The organism is Bradyrhizobium algeriense (assembly GCF_036924595.1).
Lineage (GTDB): Bacteria > Pseudomonadota > Alphaproteobacteria > Rhizobiales > Xanthobacteraceae > Bradyrhizobium > Bradyrhizobium algeriense.
Genome location: NZ_JAZHRV010000001.1, coordinates 7220819 through 7237752, shown reverse-complemented (window position 1 = coordinate 7237752; position 16934 = coordinate 7220819). Strand labels below are relative to the sequence as shown.

Annotated in this window: 15 protein-coding genes; 8 read left to right on the top strand and 7 right to left on the bottom strand. The window is 62.8% G+C overall.

All coding sequences use genetic code 11. The annotated features are described in order from the left end of the window. The first annotated feature begins 111 nt into the window (after positions 1-111). Together V1286_RS34775 and V1286_RS34770 are read left to right on the top strand one after the other, a co-directional pair. Positions 112-924, top strand: a complete 813-nt coding sequence (locus V1286_RS34775; protein WP_334487739.1) for an outer membrane lipoprotein carrier protein LolA — start codon at positions 112-114, stop codon at positions 922-924. Positions 925-1113: 189 nt separating this feature from the next. Beyond that, positions 1114-1929 carry an exodeoxyribonuclease III gene (locus V1286_RS34770; protein ID WP_334487737.1) on the top strand — a complete coding sequence of 272 codons (816 nt, stop codon included), beginning with the start codon at positions 1114-1116 and terminating at the stop codon, positions 1927-1929. A gap of 156 nt (positions 1930-2085) precedes the next feature. Here V1286_RS34770 and V1286_RS34765 read toward each other — a convergent pair whose 3' ends face one another. Both V1286_RS34765 and V1286_RS34760 read right to left on the bottom strand, forming a co-directional pair. Beyond that, positions 2086-2526: a cyclic nucleotide-binding domain-containing protein gene (locus tag V1286_RS34765; RefSeq protein ID WP_108520114.1), complete on the bottom strand. Its 441-nt coding sequence runs from the start codon at positions 2524-2526 to the stop codon at positions 2086-2088. A gap of 51 nt (positions 2527-2577) precedes the next feature. After that, positions 2578-3264, bottom strand: a complete 687-nt coding sequence (locus tag V1286_RS34760) for a response regulator transcription factor (RefSeq protein WP_028348340.1) — start codon at positions 3262-3264, stop codon at positions 2578-2580. 266 nt (positions 3265-3530) lie between these two features. Between V1286_RS34760 and V1286_RS34755 the strand changes: the two genes are divergently transcribed. Both V1286_RS34755 and V1286_RS34750 read left to right on the top strand, forming a co-directional pair. Next, positions 3531-4100 (top strand): L,D-transpeptidase family protein, encoded by a 570-nt coding sequence (locus V1286_RS34755; RefSeq protein WP_334487734.1) that lies wholly within the window; start codon positions 3531-3533, stop codon positions 4098-4100. Positions 4101-4115: 15 nt separating this feature from the next. Then, entirely contained in the window at positions 4116-4901 is a 786-nt protein-coding gene (locus V1286_RS34750; RefSeq protein ID WP_334487731.1) for a 2-keto-4-pentenoate hydratase, read from the top strand. Between the two features lie 137 nt (positions 4902-5038). Here V1286_RS34750 and V1286_RS34745 read toward each other — a convergent pair whose 3' ends face one another. Beyond that, positions 5039-5716 (bottom strand): YggS family pyridoxal phosphate-dependent enzyme, encoded by a 678-nt coding sequence (locus tag V1286_RS34745; protein ID WP_334487728.1) that lies wholly within the window; start codon positions 5714-5716, stop codon positions 5039-5041. 117 nt (positions 5717-5833) lie between these two features. Here V1286_RS34745 and V1286_RS34740 point away from each other — a divergent pair, with 117 nt between their 5' ends. The 4 genes from V1286_RS34740 to holA all read left to right on the top strand — a co-directional run bounded on the left by V1286_RS34740 (position 5834) and on the right by holA (position 11960). Further along, entirely contained in the window at positions 5834-7525 is a 1692-nt protein-coding gene (locus V1286_RS34740; protein ID WP_334487725.1) for a sensor domain-containing diguanylate cyclase, read from the top strand. Between the two features lie 129 nt (positions 7526-7654). Continuing rightward, entirely contained in the window at positions 7655-10279 is a 2625-nt protein-coding gene (gene leuS / locus V1286_RS34735; protein WP_334487722.1) for a leucine--tRNA ligase, read from the top strand. After that, a complete protein-coding gene (gene lptE, locus V1286_RS34730) occupies positions 10266-10817 on the top strand; it encodes an LPS assembly lipoprotein LptE (RefSeq protein WP_108520101.1) in 552 nt (183 codons plus the stop codon). The genes leuS and lptE overlap by 14 nt, the downstream gene beginning before the upstream one ends. Before the next feature lie 114 nt (positions 10818-10931). Next, positions 10932-11960, top strand: a complete 1029-nt coding sequence (gene holA, locus V1286_RS34725) for a DNA polymerase III subunit delta (protein WP_334490117.1) — start codon at positions 10932-10934, stop codon at positions 11958-11960. A gap of 169 nt (positions 11961-12129) precedes the next feature. On the opposite strand, the gene V1286_RS34720 is transcribed toward holA, so the two are convergent. From V1286_RS34720 to mnmG, 4 genes are all read right to left on the bottom strand, one after another. After that, positions 12130-13014, bottom strand: a complete 885-nt coding sequence (locus V1286_RS34720) for a ParB/RepB/Spo0J family partition protein (protein WP_334487717.1) — start codon at positions 13012-13014, stop codon at positions 12130-12132. 183 nt (positions 13015-13197) lie between these two features. After that, positions 13198-14049: a ParA family protein gene (locus tag V1286_RS34715; protein ID WP_334487715.1), complete on the bottom strand. Its 852-nt coding sequence runs from the start codon at positions 14047-14049 to the stop codon at positions 13198-13200. Then, positions 14046-14744 (bottom strand): 16S rRNA (guanine(527)-N(7))-methyltransferase RsmG, encoded by a 699-nt coding sequence (gene rsmG, locus V1286_RS34710; protein ID WP_334490114.1) that lies wholly within the window; start codon positions 14742-14744, stop codon positions 14046-14048. The genes V1286_RS34715 and rsmG overlap by 4 nt, the downstream gene beginning before the upstream one ends. 222 nt (positions 14745-14966) lie before the next feature. Next, complete coding sequence (gene mnmG / locus V1286_RS34705; protein ID WP_334487712.1) at positions 14967-16850, bottom strand: tRNA uridine-5-carboxymethylaminomethyl(34) synthesis enzyme MnmG; 1884 nt, start codon at positions 16848-16850, stop codon at positions 14967-14969. Positions 16851-16934: the final 84 nt, after the last annotated feature.

The window sequence follows — 16934 nt, the reverse complement described above, 5'->3', positions numbered from 1 at the left end:
CGGGGTTTCGGCGCAACGATTTTCACGGAAAAACGATACCTCCTTTGGTCGAAAGCACGATAAAATGGCCGGCAGCGGGGTGCCTCGTTGAATAGAGATCCGAAATACCTGATGACACAACAACCCACCCATCGCGGGCTGCGCTCCGGACTGGCCCTTTTAATCGCCATATCCATCGCAGGCTTTGCGACGCCTGCGCGCTCGCAGACCGTGCCGGTTCCGAAGCCCGCGCCGAAGGCCAAGGCCCGCGACGGCAGCGTGCAGATGAGCGCACAGGAAAAGGGGCCGACGACCACCGGCGCCACCCAGACGCCGCCGAACCCGGTGATTCCCGACCCAAACCGCAATGTCCCGGCTAATATTTTTGCAACCTTCGACGCCAGCCAGAAGGCGCAGGCTGCCCGGGTCAGTTCCTATCTGTCCTCGCTGCAGACGCTGGTCGGAAATTTCGTCCAGGTCGGCCCCGACGGCAGCAAGACCAAGGGCGATTTCTACATCCAGAAGCCGGGCAAGGTGCGTTTCGAGTACGATGCGCCCAGTCCGATCGCGATCATCGCCGACGGCTCGTCGCTGGCGGTGCGGGATACGAAGCTTGCGACCCAGGACATCTATCCGCTGTCGCAAACGCCGCTGCGCTTCCTGCTGTCGGACCGGATCGACCTGCTGAAGGACACCAATGTCGTCAACGTCACGGCCGATGACATCTACATCAGCGTCACCATCGAGGAGAAGCAGGCCCTGATCGGCACCAGCCGGCTGATGCTGATGGTCGGCGTCAAGGACGGCCAGCTCAAGCAATGGACGGTAACCGACCCGCAGGGTTACGACACCACGATTGCGGTCTACAATCTGGATTCGTCCAAGAAGGTCGATCCCGGCCTCTTCAAGATCGACTTCACCAACTACACTACGCCGGCGAACTGAACGGCGGGCTTTCGCCCCGCCGAAATCGTAGGGTGGGCAAAGCGCAGCGTGCCCACCAACAGTGCCGCAATTCGATAGATGGTGGGCACGTCGCTAGCGCTCCTTTGCCCACCCTACAAAATTGCTGCGAAATTCCAGCTGTGGACAAGCAGGCGACGTCATCACGAACCGTGTTAAGACACGGCCCTCATGCGGTTTTCCCTGACAACGTGGAATATCAATTCGGTGCGCCTGCGCATCGACATCGTCGCCAAATTCCTCAAATCGGCGCGGCCGGACGTGCTGTGCCTGCAGGAAACAAAATGCATCGACGACGCCTTCCCGCTGAAGCGATTCAAGCGTCTCGGCTACGAGCATGTCGCGCTGAACGGACAGAAGGGTTATCACGGCGTCGCCATCGTCTCGAAACTGCCGTTCGAGGCCACCGATATCCGAACCTTCTGCGACAACATCGATTCGCGCCACATCTCGGTGGCGTTCGGCGAGAAGGCGCAGCTTGCGAAACCACTGGTGCTGCACAATTTCTACGTTCCGGCCGGCGGCGACATTCCCGATCCCGCGCTCAATCCGAAGTTCGATCACAAGCTGAAATTTCTCGACGAGATGAAGGCGTGCGAACCGCTGCATCCGCGCGGCGACGACCGGCATATCCTGGTCGGCGACCTCAATGTCGCGCCCCATGAGAACGACGTGTGGTCGCACAAGCAGCTTTTGAAGGTCGTCTCGCACACGCCGATCGAATGCGAGAAGCTGCTGGCGGCGCAGACCCATGGCGAATGGTTCGACGTCGCGCGCGAGCGGATCCCGCTTTCGGAAAAGGTCTATACCTGGTGGAGCTACCGCGCCGCCGACTGGACGGTGGGCGACCGCGGCCGGCGACTCGACCACATCTGGGTCTCGCGCGCGCTGAAAGACGGTGTCAGCGATTTCAAGATTACGCGAGACGCCCGCAGCTGGGAGCGACCGTCCGACCACGTGCCGGTGACGGTGACGCTGGACGTGTAGCTTCGCCTTCCCTCCCTGGAGCGCCCGATGCCCAGGCAAAAAAGCGAAAACAACCCCATGCAAAGTAGAATGAGCACCGGCTCGCGGTACTCATGCCGCGTGCGTCCGGGACACGAGGCGGTCCGTCGTCGCGGCCCAACCTGATCTCATCCTGCGCTAGATACTCAGCTTGGCGCCGGCCATCAAAATATCGCTGGCGAGCTGGCTGGTGCGGGTGGCGAGCTCGTCGCGCAGGCGGCGCGCCGCGCCCGGATCGCTTTCGAGCACGCGTTGAAACAAGCTGCGCGCCACCCGGATGACCGAGGAATGATCAAGCGCGACCGCACTCGACGGCCGCTTCATCGCGACGATAAGCGCCAACTCGCCGATCAGGGCACCGGGGCCCGCAACGACTTCGGCGCCGCCGTCCTCGACGCGGATCGCGCCGCGTTGAACGATATAGCCCGCATCCGCCTCGTCGCCGGCGTTGAACAAATAATCGCCGGGCGAGAAATCGCGCTGCTCCGAGCCGATCGCCAGCATGCGCAAGGCAGCCGTTCCCAACAGGCGCAATGTCGGGACCCGCTCGAGCAGGGCTACATCATCTTCGATCGACATGGACCTGTGACCGGGATGCACGAAAATTACGAAACGTAGCTGCGAATCGTATCACGGCACCAGCTTGTAGCCACCGGCTTCCGTCACCAGGATTTCCGGATTGGCAGCATCCTTCTCGATCTTCTGCCTGAGACGGTAGATATGGGTTTCCAGCGTGTGCGTGGTGACGCCCGAATTGTAGCCCCAGACTTCCTGCAGCAACGTCTCGCGCGAAACCGGTAACTGGCCGGCGCGATACAGGAAACGCAGGATCGCGGTTTCCTTCTCGGTCAGTCGAACTTTTCTGGCATTGGCGGCGGTCAGCATCTTGGAGCCGGGCCGAAAGCTGTAGGGACCGACGGAAAACACCGCGTCCTCGCTGGCCTCGTGCTGGCGGAGCTGCGCCCTGATCCGGGCGAGCAGGACCGCGAACCGGAACGGCTTTGCGACGTAATCATTGGCGCCGGATTCGAGCCCCAAGATGGTGTCTGAGTCAGTGTCGTGGCCGGTCAGCATGATGATCGGCGCCTTGAAGCCCCCCTTGCGGAGGCTGCGCACGACTTCCCGCCCATCGGTATCCGGCAAGCCGACATCCATCAGCACCAGATCGGGGGAATTGGCCTTGGCGGCGCTGGCGCCCTTGGCGCCGGTGTCGACCGCGGAAGCTTCGAACTCCTCGTGCAACGATAGTTGCTCGACCAGTGTGTCGCGCAGATCGGTGTCGTCATCCACGATCAGGATCTTGCGGGCATTGGGCATAGGATACGATCCTCTTGAGGGCAGGCGGCGGACACAAGTGGAAGCGTCTCAAGCCGGGTCTTGGTCGGTGACAACCTGATTCGCAGGCAAACTTCACAAGCAAGCCGGGTCATCAGGGTACTGATTCGTATTGAGGTAAGAGATTGTTACAGATTCTCAAGCCGAACCGCAGTCTATCCCAAATTTGAGGCGCGTTTGGATGAATGTCCTGTAATGGCGTAGGGCAATTGTGGCGGGAAAGGCAACCCCAAGATTCGGGCACAGGCATGGAAAGCAACGCTATTACAATCACTTATAAGACAGCCACGCGTGATCGGCCGCTGACGGCAATCAGGGTCCACCGGGCGGCCGGCGATCCGCGCCGGGGCTGGCTGACGGCCGACGGTTGGACCGTGCCGGTGGCACTTGGCCGCGGCGGCATCCTCGCCAACAAACGGGAGGGCGACGGCGGCACCCCGAAGGGCACGTACCGCCCGCTGCAATTGTGGTGGCGCGCCGACCGCCATCCTCGGCCGCGGACCTATCTTCCGGTGCGGCCGATCCGGCCCGAAGACGCCTGGTGCGAGGACCCGCAGGACCGCCGTTACAATCAGCCGATCCGTCTGGTCCGCGACCAGCCAGGCGACCGGCTGACGCGCGAGGACCACCTCTACGATTTCATCGTCGAAATCGATCACAACGCCGGCCCACGGATAGCCGGCCGCGGCAGCGCCGTGTTCCTGCATCTGGCACGCCCCAATTTCTCGCCGACGGCCGGGTGCATTTCGATGACGAAATCCGCCATGCTGCGACTGTTGCGGCGGATGGGCCCGCAGACCAAGATCATGATCGGCTGATGGGGAATCAAACCAATGCTCGACAAGAACGCGATAGCAGCGGCATCAAAGACGCTGCATGACCACTGGCGCGCCGGCACCAAATTTGCCGGCCTCGACGAAAAGCTGCGGCCACGCGACCGCATCGAAGGCTATGCGATCCAGGCGGGAATCGAGCAATATTCATCCGATAGTTTGTTCGGCTGGAAGATCGCTGCCACCAGCGAGGCCGGACAAAAGCACATCAACGTCGACGGCCCGATGGCCGGGCGTATCCTGGCCGAGACGGTGATATCAGATGGCGGAACGGCTTCGATGGCGGGCAACGAAATGCGCGTCGCTGAGCCGGAATTCGCCTTTCGCATGCGCGTGGATCTGCCGGCGCGTACCACGCCCTATACCGTGCAGCAGGTGCTCGACGCGGTCGACACGCTGCATCCCGCTATCGAGATTCCGGATTCGCGGTTTGCCGATTTCGTCGGCGCCGGTGCCGCGCAGATCATTGCCGACAACGCCTGCGCGCATCTGTTCGTGCTCGGCCCGCCGGCAGTTGTGGACTGGCGCTCGCTCGATCTTGTCGAGGAACGGCCGGTCATCACGATGCGCGGCCAGCAATTCACGGGTCACGGCAAGAATGTGCTCGGCGATCCCAGGATTGCACTGACCTGGCTCGCCAATGAACTGCGCCAGCTTGGCGTGACGTTGAAGGCCGGCCGTGTCGTCACGACCGGCACCTGCCACCCACCGCTGCCGATACAGTCGGGCGATTTTTGCGCGGTTGATTTCGGCGCGCTCGGAAAGGTGTCGGTGGGGTTCAGCTAAGCTCCTTCCACGTCATTGCGCGCGAAGCGAAGCAATCCACTCTTTCTATCCGTGGATAGATGGATTGCTTCGTCGCTTCGCTCCCTTGCGCAAACGCTTCGCGTTTGTCGCAGGCAATGACGGAGAGGCAAGCGCGTTCAGCGGTGCCCGAAAATCGCCGACCCCACGCGCACATGTGTGGCGCCGAGCTGGATCGCTACCGCGAAATCGGCGCTCATGCCCATCGACAGGTTTTTCAGCCCGTTGCGCGCGGCGATCTTGGCCGTCAACGCGAAATGCGGCGCCGGCGCTTCGTCGACCGGCGGGATGCACATCAAGCCGGAAATGACCAGGCCGTATTTGTCACGACAGTTCGCAATGAAGGCATCCGCCTCGCCCGGCGCGACGCCGGCCTTTTGCGGCTCTTCACCAGTGTTCACTTGAACGAACAATTCTGGCCGCTTGTTCTGGGAATTGATTTCCTTGGCTAACGCTTCGCAAATACTGGGACGGTCGACCGAATGGATGGCGTCGAACAGCGCCACGGCCTCCTTCGCCTTGTTGGATTGCAACGGCCCGATCAGATGCAGCGCAATTTCGGGACAGGCCGACACCAGCGCCGGCCATTTCGCCTTGGCTTCCTGCACGCGATTTTCGCCGAACACGCGCTGCCCGGCATCGATGACAGGCGAAATCGCTGTTGCTTCAAATGTCTTCGACACCGCGATCAGCGTCACCGACGCACGCTCGCGGCGCGCTTCCTTGCACGCGCGCGCGATGTCCTGCTCCACCTGAGCCAGGCCGGTTGGTAAAGACTTGGTTAGCGGTGTCGCCATCTCTCTCGCTTCACGTCCTGATTTCGGCCGGAAATTTTACGGCATTTCCTCGAATTTTACCAAGTTCGGGAAAGGCTTTTTGAAACCTTCGCTCTACCCTCCGCTGTGGGGGACAGGATGTCTGGCGTTACTTTCAACCGCAATCGGGTCAAACTCAAGAAGCTTCTGGGAATCCGGGCGCGGCTTGCCATGCTGGCAGTGATGCTGGTGGCGCCCTTGATGCTGGAGCGCGTCCGCTCGCTCGAAGACACCCGCGCCAAGCAGATCGCGATCGCTTCGGAAGAATACGCCAATATCACCCACCACAGCGCCGAGACCCAGCGCGAGGTGATCTCCTCCGTCGAGACGATGCTGAAATCCGCCGCCTATATCCGCGCCTCCAGCGGCATCGGGCGCAGTTGCGAAATCCTGCGCGCCAGCCTGCCCGCCAACCTGCCCTGGATCCGCAGCATCATGCTCGTGAGCAAGGACGGCGTGGTGCAGTGTTCCACCCTGAACATTCAGGTCGGCCTCAACATCGGCGATCGCGACTATTTCAAGAAGGCGCAGGAAACCCGCGATTTCGTTTTCAGCGACTACCTGTTCGGCAAAACCAACAACCGGCCGATCATGATGGCGGCCTATCCGGTCTCCGCGATCAATCCGGACGAAGATTCGGTAGCGGTCGCCGGCATCAATCTCGACTGGCTGTCGAAGATCATGGCCAACCTCGGCGGACGGCCGGGCATTTCATCTCTCCTGATCGATAGCACCGGCGTTGTGCTGGCGGCGCCACCGGACCAGGCCAGCATGATTGGCCGGCCGCTCGACAACGTGCCGCTACTGTCGGCCATCACCTACAAGGCGCTCAGCTCCAACTCCGATACGGGCTCGCTTTCCTTTACCGCTAACGACGGCTCCAAGCGCGCCATCAGTTTCGCGCGCATTCCCGGGACGCAATCGCGCCTGATCGTCAGCGTCGACGAGGCCAAGGTGACGGCCGCAATCAATCGCGACATCCGCACCGCCTATCTTCAATTGGGATTCGTCTGCCTGTTCGTGCTGCTCGGCGCGCTGATCGGGGCAGAGAAGCTCATCATCAATCCGATCGAAGTCATGACCGGCATGGCCAGGCGGTTCGGCGAAGGCGACTGGTCGGCCCGCGTCTCGCGCAGCCGGCTGCCGCTGGAATTCATGCCGCTGGCGCGCGCCTTCAACGCGATGGCGGCGCAACTCAGCCAGCGCGAGCGTGAACTTGTCGCCACCAACGACCGGCTCACCGTGATGGCGTCGATCGACATGCTGTCGGGCCTCGCCAACCGCCGCGGCTTCCAAAGCCGGCTCGATTTCGAATGGTTGAAGGCGCAGCAGTATCATTGCGAGCTGTCGCTGTTGATGATCGATGTCGATCACTTCAAGCTTTACAACGACACCTATGGCCACCCCGAGGGCGACGCCTGCCTCACCCGGCTCGGCGAAGCGCTGGCCGGCATCGCCGCCGACACAATGGGCTTTGCCGGCCGCTATGGCGGCGAGGAATTCTGCCTGCTGCTGCCGAACACGAGCCCGCAGAAGGCGCTGGAGATCGGCGAAACCGTGCGCGCGACCATTCAAGGCCTCGGCCTGCCGCATATCACCTCCAGCCACTGCATCGTCACCGTCAGCGTCGGCGTGGCCGCGACGCTGCCGAGCGACGCCCAAACTCCCGGCGACCTGATCGAAGCGGCGGATGCCGCCCTCTACGCCGCCAAACACCGCGGCCGCAACACCGTGGTCGAGCACGGGTTCGCCAAGCTGGTGGACGAGGCGGGCATAGCGATGGCGGGGTGAGCGGACGCTCCGCGCCTCCGGTCAAATGGCCGTTCCCACCGTCCCAACCCGTTGACCCCGCAGCCGCTTTTGTGGCCTAGTCCGCCGTCCTCTGGACCGGACCGAATCCACAAAAAGCGCTGCGATTTCATGACCTCTGAACGTTACAACGCCCGTGATTCCGAGCCGCGCTGGCAACGCCAGTGGGCAGAAAAGTCGATTTTCGTCTGCAAAAACGACGATCCGCGGCCGAAATATTACGTGCTCGAGATGTTCCCCTACCCGTCCGGGCGCATCCATATCGGGCACGTCCGCAACTATACGCTGGGTGACGTGCTGGCCCGCTACATGCGGGCGAAGGGCCACAATGTGATGCACCCGATGGGTTGGGATGCGTTCGGGCTGCCGGCGGAAAATGCCGCGATCGAGCGCAAGGTCGCGCCCAAGGCTTGGACCTACGACAACATCGCCGCGATGAAGAAGCAGTTGCAGTCGATCGGACTGTCGCTGGACTGGTCGCGCGAATTCGCAACCTGCGACCCTGGCTACTACAAGCATCAGCAAAAACTGTTCAACGACTTCCTGCGCGCCGGTCTCGCCGAGCGCGAGAAGCGCAAGATCAACTGGGATCCGGTCGACATGACCGTGCTCGCCAACGAGCAGGTGATCGACGGCCGCGGCTGGCGCTCCGGCGCTGTTGTCGAGCAGCGCGAGATGAATCAGTGGGTCTTCAAGATCACGAAGTACTCGCAAGAGTTGCTCGACGCGCTTGACACGCTCGACCGCTGGCCCGATCGGGTGCGCGTCATGCAGCGCAACTGGATCGGCCGCAGCGAAGGCATGCTGGTCCGCTTCGCGCTCGATCCTGCGACCGCGCCGAATGGCGATAACGATCTGAAAGTCTTCACCACGCGACACGACACCCTGTTCGGTGCCAAGTTCATGGCGATCGCACCGGATCACCCGCTGGCGCAGGCCGCGGCTGCGAAGAATCCAAAGCTCGCGGAGTTCATTGCCGAAGCAAAGCGTCACGGTACCGCGCAGGAAATCATCGATACCCAGGAGAAGCAGGGTTTTGACACCGGCATTAAAGCGATCCATCCGTTCGACCCGAGCTGGAAGCTGCCGGTCTATGTCGCCAACTTTGTGCTGATGGAATACGGCACCGGCGCGATCTTCGGCTGTCCGGCGCACGACCAGCGCGACCTCGATTTTGTGAACAAATACGGGCTCGGCAACACGCCGGTGGTTTGCCCGGAGGGCCAGGATCCAAAGACCTTCTTCATCACCGATACCGCCTATGACGGCGACGGCCGTATGATCAATTCACGCTTTCTCGATGGCATGACCATCGAAGAGGCCAAGGAAGACGTCGCGAAACGGCTGGAAACTGAAGTTCGCGGCAACCTGCCGGTCGGCGAGCGCAAGATAAACTTCCGTCTGCGCGACTGGGGCGTTTCACGCCAGCGCTATTGGGGTTGTCCAATCCCGGTGATCCACTGCCCGAAGTGTGACGTCGTACCGGTGCCCGATGCGGACCTGCCGGTGGTGCTGCCGGAGGATGTGACCTTCGACAAGCCCGGCAACGCGCTCGACCATCACCCGACCTGGAAACACGTCAGCTGCCCGAAATGCGGCGGCAAGGCGCAACGCGAAACCGACACGATGGATACCTTTGTCGACTCGGCATGGTACTTCGCGCGCTTCACGGATCCGTGGAACGAGACGGCTCCAACCACACGGGCCATCGTCGATCGGTTGATGCCGGTCGATCAGTATATCGGCGGCGTCGAGCATGCGATCTTGCATCTGCTCTACGCGCGCTTCTTCACCCGCGCCATGAAGGCTACCGGTCACATCGCCTATGACGAGCCGTTCGCCGGCCAATATACGCAGGGCATGGTGGTACATGAGACCTATCAAAAAGCTGACGGCGGCTACGTCACGCCGGCCGAGGTCAAGATCGAAGCCGGCGGCAATGGCAAGCGCGCCATCCTGCTGGAAACCGGCGAAGATATCACCATCGGCCCGATCGAGAAGATGTCGAAGTCGAGGAAAAACACCGTCGACCCCGACGACATCATCGCGACCTACGGCGCCGACGTCGCGCGCTGGTTCATGCTGTCGGACTCCCCGCCCGACCGCGACGTGATCTGGAGCGACGAGCGCGTGCAGGGCGCCTCGCGCTTCGTGCAGCGGCTGTGGCGGCTGGTGAACGAATCGGCCGAGATTGCCAAAATGGCCCCGGCCAGCCGGCCGGCTTCGTTCGGCGCGGACGCGCTCGGCTTGCGCAAGGCGGCCCACGGCGCGCTGGACAAGGTGTCGTCCGGAATCGAGCGGCTGCATTTCAACGTCTGCCTTGCCCATATCCGTGAATTCACCAACGCGCTGGCCGAGGTGCTGGGCAGGGGCGGAACACCGTCGCCGGACACCGCCTGGGCGGTTCGGGAGGCCGCAATCATCCTGGTTCAACTTTTCGCGCCGATGATGCCGCATCTGGCCGAGGAATGCTGGCAGGTCCTGGGGCAGTCCGGGCTGATTTCGGAGGCCGATTGGCCCCAAATCGAACGCGATTTGCTGGTTGAAGACACCGTGACGCTGGTGGTCCAGGTTAACGGCAAAAAGCGGGGTGATGTTACCGTGCCACGGGTCGCCCAAAATCCGGAAATTGAGGCTGCCGTTTTGTCGCTCGATGCGGTAAAACTCGCTCTCGGCGGCAAGGCCGTCCGCAAGGTAATCGTTGTTCCCATGAGGATCGTGAATGTCGTTGGCTAGGACCCGGATCGCCGTTCGGCTCATCGCCGTCGCCGCTCTGGCGGCGCTCACGGCCGGCTGTTTCCAGCCGATGTATGCCGAACGCAATGACGGCAAGCCCGGCTTGCGGGAAAAGCTGATGGGCGTGGAAGTCCCGCCGGTGGACAAGCCCAATGCCTCCCGCGAGGCCCGGATCCAGGTGGAGATCCGCAACGCGCTGGCGTTCAAGCTCTACGGCAACGCCACCGGCATGCCGCCGACCCATCGGCTGGTGCTGCGCTTTAACACCTCACGCTCCTCGCTGATGCTCGATCCCGCTACCGCGCTGCCGTCGAGCGAAAACTACGGCATCGATGCGCAGTACAATCTGATCGACCTCGCCACCAACAAGTCGGTCATGACGGGCACGACCTTCTCCCGCGTGTCCTATGACATTCCCGGCCAGCTCCAGCGCTTCGCGCGCCAGCGTGCCTTCCGCGACGCCGAGGATCGTGCCGCCAACGAGATCGCCGAAAACATCCAGACCCGGCTGGCGTCGTTCTTCTACGCCGGCACCTGACATTCCGTCATTCCGGGGCGTGCGAAGCACGAACCCGGAATCTCGCGCAGCAATCTCTGGATTCCGGGTCCACGCGAAGACGCGTGTCCCGGAATGACGTCAGAAAGGTCCGTCGTGGTCGCGCTCCGCGGAAAAGACATCGACGCTTTTCTCGCCCGGCCTGATGCCGGCCGCCCCATCATTCTGCTCTACGGCCCCGATGCCGGTCTGGTCCGCGAGCGTGCTGACGCGCTGATAGCCTCCGCCGTCGACGACCCCAATGATCCCTTCTCGCTGGTGCGGCTGGACGGCGACGAACTGTCGGCCGAGCCGTCGCGGCTGGTCGACGAGGCCATGACGATCCCGATGTTCGGCGGCCGCCGGGCCATTCGTGTGCGCGCCGGCTCCCGCAGTTTTGCCAGCGGCGTCGATACGCTGGCCGATTCTCCGATAAAGGATTGCCGTATAGTGATCGAGGCCGGCGAGCTGCGGCCGGAATCGCCGCTGCGCAAGGCCTGCGAGCGCGCCAAGACCGCGGTCGCCATCGCCTGCTATCCCGACACCGAGCGCGACCTCGCAAGATTGATCGACGAGGAATTGCGCTCCTCCAATTTACGGATCGCCGCTGACGCGCGCGCCGTGCTGATGTCACTGCTGGGCGGCGACCGCCAGGCCTCGCGCAACGAGCTGCGCAAGCTGGCGCTCTATGCCCACGGCAAGGGCGAGATCGCGCTCGACGATGTCATGACCGTCGTCTCCGATGCGTCCGAGCTGAAGCTGGACCCGATCGTGGACGGCGCCTTTGCCGGCAAGCCGGACCTGGTCGAAAGCGAATTTGCCAAAGCGATGGTCGCCGGCACCTATCCCGGCGTGATCATCTCCGCCGCGCAGCGCCAGGCGGCATGGCTGCACAAATCGGCGCTTGCGGTGGCCGAAGGCACCCCCGTCTCCACCCTGCTCGAAAGCGGCTACCCGCGCCTGCATTTCTCGCGCAAGGGCGCCGTCGAAATCGCGCTGCGCAATTTCAACGCGGCGCGGCTCGCCGCCATCATCGATCAGCTCGGAACGGCCGCGCTCGACATGCGCAAACAGGCATCGCTGGCGTCAGCGATCGCCCAGCGCGCGCTGCTCTCGATAGCCGCCAATGCGAAGCGGCGGGGCTAGCTCTTCTCCCTCGCCCCGCTCTTGCGGGGAGAGACGAGCGAAGCTCGCTCTTAGAGGGTTGGGGTGAGGGGTTCTATCCGCTGGCACGGGTGATAGCTGAGGGTCCGGTGCCCCCTCACCCGGCGCTTCGCGCCGACCTCTCCCCGCAAGCGGGGCGAGGTTAGGAAGATCAGCCGCCCTTCTCCAGCCGTCGCATCACCTCATCTAGCTGTTCGAGATTGCGGTAGCTGATCTGGACGGTGCCGCCGGGGTCGCGGTGGTTGACGGTCACGGCAAGACCGAGTGCATCGCTGACGCGCTTCTCCAGCGCGATCGTGTCGGGATCTTTTGTCTTGCCGCCGCCGGCCCGCGCCTTTTGCGGCTTGCGTTCCGGCACGCCCTCTTCATGCGCCAGCGCCTCGGTCTGGCGGACGTTCAGCCCCTCCTCGACAATACGTTTCGCCGCGGCCAGCGGATCGGGCACGCCGATCAGGGCGCGGGCGTGCCCCGCCGACAACTGGCCGTTGGCGATAAAGGCCTGCACCTCCGCCGGCAGCTTCGTCAGCCGCATCATGTTGGCGACATGGCTGCGGCTCTTGCCGACGTCCTTTGCGATCTCTTCCTGGCTGCGTTTGAACTCATCGGCCAGCGCGTGATAGCCCTGTGCCTCTTCCATCGCGTTGAGGTCTTCACGCTGCACGTTCTCGATAATCATGATCTCGAGCGCGTCAGAGTCGCTGACATCCACGGGAACGATCGGGACTTCGTGCAGGCTGGCGAGCTGCGCGGCGCGCCAGCGGCGCTCGCCGGCGATGATCTCGTAGCGATCCTGCGAACCCTTCACCGGCCGCACCACGATCGGCTGGATCACGCCGTGCTGCCTGACCGAATCGGCGAGTTCGCCGAGCTCGGCATCGGAAAAGGTCCGGCGCGGGTTGCGCGGATTCGGCTTCAGGAACTCGATCGGCACCTTGCGCTGGTTGCGCGGCCGGTCGACATGCGCGGCCTCGCCGCCGACATCCCCGATCAGACTTGCGAGACCACGACCCAGTCGCGAACGCGTTTCGTCGGCCATCGCCGCCAACTCCCTAGGATTCACTTCGCTACTCCGGAACTAGAAATTTCGACTCTGTTAAATCGCGGGTGGAAGCGACTTGTCCGCCGTAGCTCAACGAGCGAAGGCGGAAGCGTGCCCACCGATTTTCGCGACAAGTAAGGGCGGGCACGGCAAAGACGCCTTTGCCCACCCTACGCCCGACTAGTGCGTCCTCAGCTCGCGCTCGCGCTGGATCACTTCCGTCGCCAGCTTCAGATAGGCTTCGCTGCCGACGCATTTGAGGTCGTAGACCAGCACCGGCTTGCCGTAGGACGGCGCCTCGGAGATGCGCACGTTGCGCGGGATCATGGTGTCGTAGACCTTGCCGCCCATGAACTGCCGCACGTCGGCGACAACCTGGTTCGACAAATTGTTGCGGGAGTCGAACATGGTCAGCACTATGCCGTGGATCGACAGGTTTGGATTGAGCGTCGAGCGCACCTGCTCCACCGTCTGCAACAATTGCGACAGACCTTCGAGCGCGAAGAACTCGCATTGCAGCGGCACCAGGATCGCATCAGAGGCCGCCATCGCATTGACGGTGAGGAGGTTGAGCGACGGCGGGCAATCGATCAGCACATAGGTGTACTCGGTGTCCGGCGCCGCGTTCTTGTTCAGCGCGGCGATCGCGTCGCGCAGGCGGAAGGCGCGGCCGGGCGTCGTGCCGAGTTCGAGCTCGAGGCCCGACAGATCCATGGTCGAGGAGGCGATGTGCAGCCGCGGCACCGCGGTCGCAACCACCGCTTCGCGCAGCGGCGCTTCACCGATCAGCACGTCATAGGTCGAGCAGTTGCGGTTGCGGCGATCGATGCCGAGACCGGTCGAGGCGTTGCCCTGCGGATCGAGATCGACGATCAGGACGCGCTCGCCAATTGCAGCGAGTGCGGTGCCAAGATTGATCGCCGTGGTCGTCTTGCCGACGCCGCCCTTCTGATTGGCCAGCGACAGGATGCGTGGATGGGGCGGTGGAGTGGGATCTCTATCTTCTTGATATAACTCGTCTAATTCGCTCATGCCCGATCGCCATATGTGATCGCGGAGGGATTGCGCCGCTCGATCCGATCGAGTTCGACGATCCAGCCGTGCCCGCCCGTGCGGCTGGAATGGAGTCGCGGTTCAATATTCCAATATTTAGTGGCCTCGGTCAATTCAGCCTCTACATCTTGGCCCTTGAGAAACAAAGCTTTTGCGCCTTCTTTCACAAACGGTTCCGCAAAACCGACAAGCTGATGTAACGGAGCCAGCGCCCGCGCAGTGACGCAATCAACGCGACTGCCGATTCTATCCACACTATCCCCGATTCCCGCCAAATGCACGGTCGCAGCCGCAGAAGTTACGCGGACCGCCTCACGCAGGAAGGCCGCCTTTTTGGCGTTGCGCTCGACCAAATGGACATTGGCACCAGGCGTCTCTGCCAGGGCGCAGGCCAACACCACGCCAGGGAAACCGCCGCCGCTGCCAAAATCGACCCAGGCCTTCGCTGTCGGAGCCAGACTCAGAAGCTGGAGCGAATCGGCGACGTGTCGGGTCCAGAGGTGCGGAAGCGTCGATGACGCGACGAGATTGGTTTTGGCCTGCCACTCCACGAGGAGGTCAACATAGCGATCGAGCCGCGCCTCTGTTTCACGTGAAACGGGGGTGAGGGCGAGAGCTGCGGCCTTGTCCGCCGTCGAGAAGGGGTGACTTGCCTGTGCAGTAATTTTGACCATTGAAACGCCGTCGCCCTTGGGGCCGTCATTGCGAGCGAAGCGAAGCAATCCATCTCGCCACGAAACAAGCATGGATTGCTTCGTCGCTTGCGCCCCTCGCAATGACGACATCAATCATAGGATGGTGGGGCGAAGCGATACCCATCAGACGACCCGCGCATTGGACGATGGGTATCGCTACGCTCCACCCATCCTACATCAACGTTTCACGTGAAACAGATTTTACGCGCTCGCCTTCGAGGTCTTCCGTCGCGCCTCACGACGCAGATACGCCGCCAGGATACCCAGCGCCGCCGGCGTCAAACCATCGAGCCGGCCCGCCTGCCCTACTGTCCGCGGCCGCGCCGCCTCGAGCTTGGATCGCGCCTCATTGGAAAGTCCGGGCACATCGGCGTAGTCGATATCGGCCAGGACCAGTCCCTCGTCCCGCCGGAACGCATCGACGTCGGCGGTCTGGCGCTTGAGATAGACGTCATACTTGGCGTCGATCTCGAGATGGACTGCGATGGAGGGACCGACGGCCGACAGCTCCGGCCAGATGCCGCGAAGCATCTCCCACTCGATCTCCGGATAGGCCAGCAACTCAAACGCCGAACGCCGATGGCCATCCCGGTTGAGAGCCAGGCCATGTCTGCCCGCTTCGTTGGGAGTCATCGTCAGGGACTTCGCCAACGCCTTGGCCGCCGCCAGCGCGGCCATCTTGTCGCGATGGCGCTCTGAGCGCGCCTGCCCTACGCAGCCCAAGGCGATGCCCTTGTCAGTCAGGCGCTGGTCGGCATTGTCGGCCCGCAGCGTCAAACGATACTCGGCCCGCGACGTGAACATACGGTACGGCTCAGTGATCCCGCGGGTTACGAGATCGTCGATCATCACACCGAGATAGCCATCCGCCCGATCGAACACAATTGGGTTGGCACCGCCGGCTGCCAATGCCGCGTTCAGACCCGCGACGATTCCCTGAGCCGCCGCCTCCTCATATCCGGTCGTGCCGTTGATCTGTCCTGCCAGGAAGAGACCCGGCAGGCGCCTGGTCTGCAGCGTCGGCTGGAGCTCACGAGGGTCGACATGGTCGTATTCGATGGCATAGCCCGGCCGGACCATCTTTACCCGCTCAAGTCCGGGAATGGTCGCAAGGATCGCGAGCTGAACCTCCTCCGGCAGCGAAGTCGAGATGCCGTTGGGATAGACCGTGGAGTCGTCGAGCCCTTCCGGCTCCAGGAAGATCTGGTGACCGTCGCGATCACCGAACCGGACGATCTTGTCCTCGATAGAAGGACAATAGCGCGGACCGCTGCTCTTGATCTGTCCGGAGTACATCGGCGAACGGTGCACGTTGGCCCGGATCACCTCATGGGTCGCCGGCGTCGTCCGGGTGATCCCGCACTGGATCTGCGGCGTCGTGATCCGATCGGTCATGACCGAGAACGGCTCCGGCGGATCGTCACCGGGTTGCATTTCAATGGCGGACCAGTCGATCGTCGTGCCATCGAGCCGCGGCGGTGTGCCGGTCTTCAATCGTCCGAGCGTAAAGCCGATCCTCTCGAAGGACGCCGAGAGCCCCATCGCCGGCGCCTCCCCGACCCGTCCAGCGGGCCAGTTCTTTTCGCCGAGATGGATCAGACCACGCAAAAAGGTACCTGTGGTGATGACCACGGCACCGGCACTCCACTCGCGGCCGTCGCCCAAGCGAATTCCAGTCACCCGGCCATTCGAGACGATCAACTCATCCGCCTCGCCTTCGACCACGCTGAGATTGGCGGTCTCCCGGATCGCGGCCTGCATGGCGGTGGCGTAAAGCTTGCGGTCCGCCTGAGCCCGCGGTCCACGGACTGCCGGACCCTTGCGGCGGTTCAACATCCGAAACTGGATCCCACCGGCATCGGCCACCCGGCCCATCAAACCATCCAGAGCATCGACCTCGCGGACCAGATGGCCCTTGCCGAGACCTCCGATGGCGGGATTGCAGGACATCGCTCCCACGGTCGCAAAGCGGTGCGTCACCAGTGCGGTCTTGGCACCCATCCGCGCAGCTGCACTCGCGGCCTCGCAGCCGGCGTGGCCGCCACCGATAACGATGACGTCGAAGGTGTCTGCTTGGGAAATCATGCGGCGACTTCTATCCCGGAGTTGAAAAACGCGGAAGGGAGAAACTGCCAAGATTGTTTCACGTGAAACAGCACATCCCGGAGC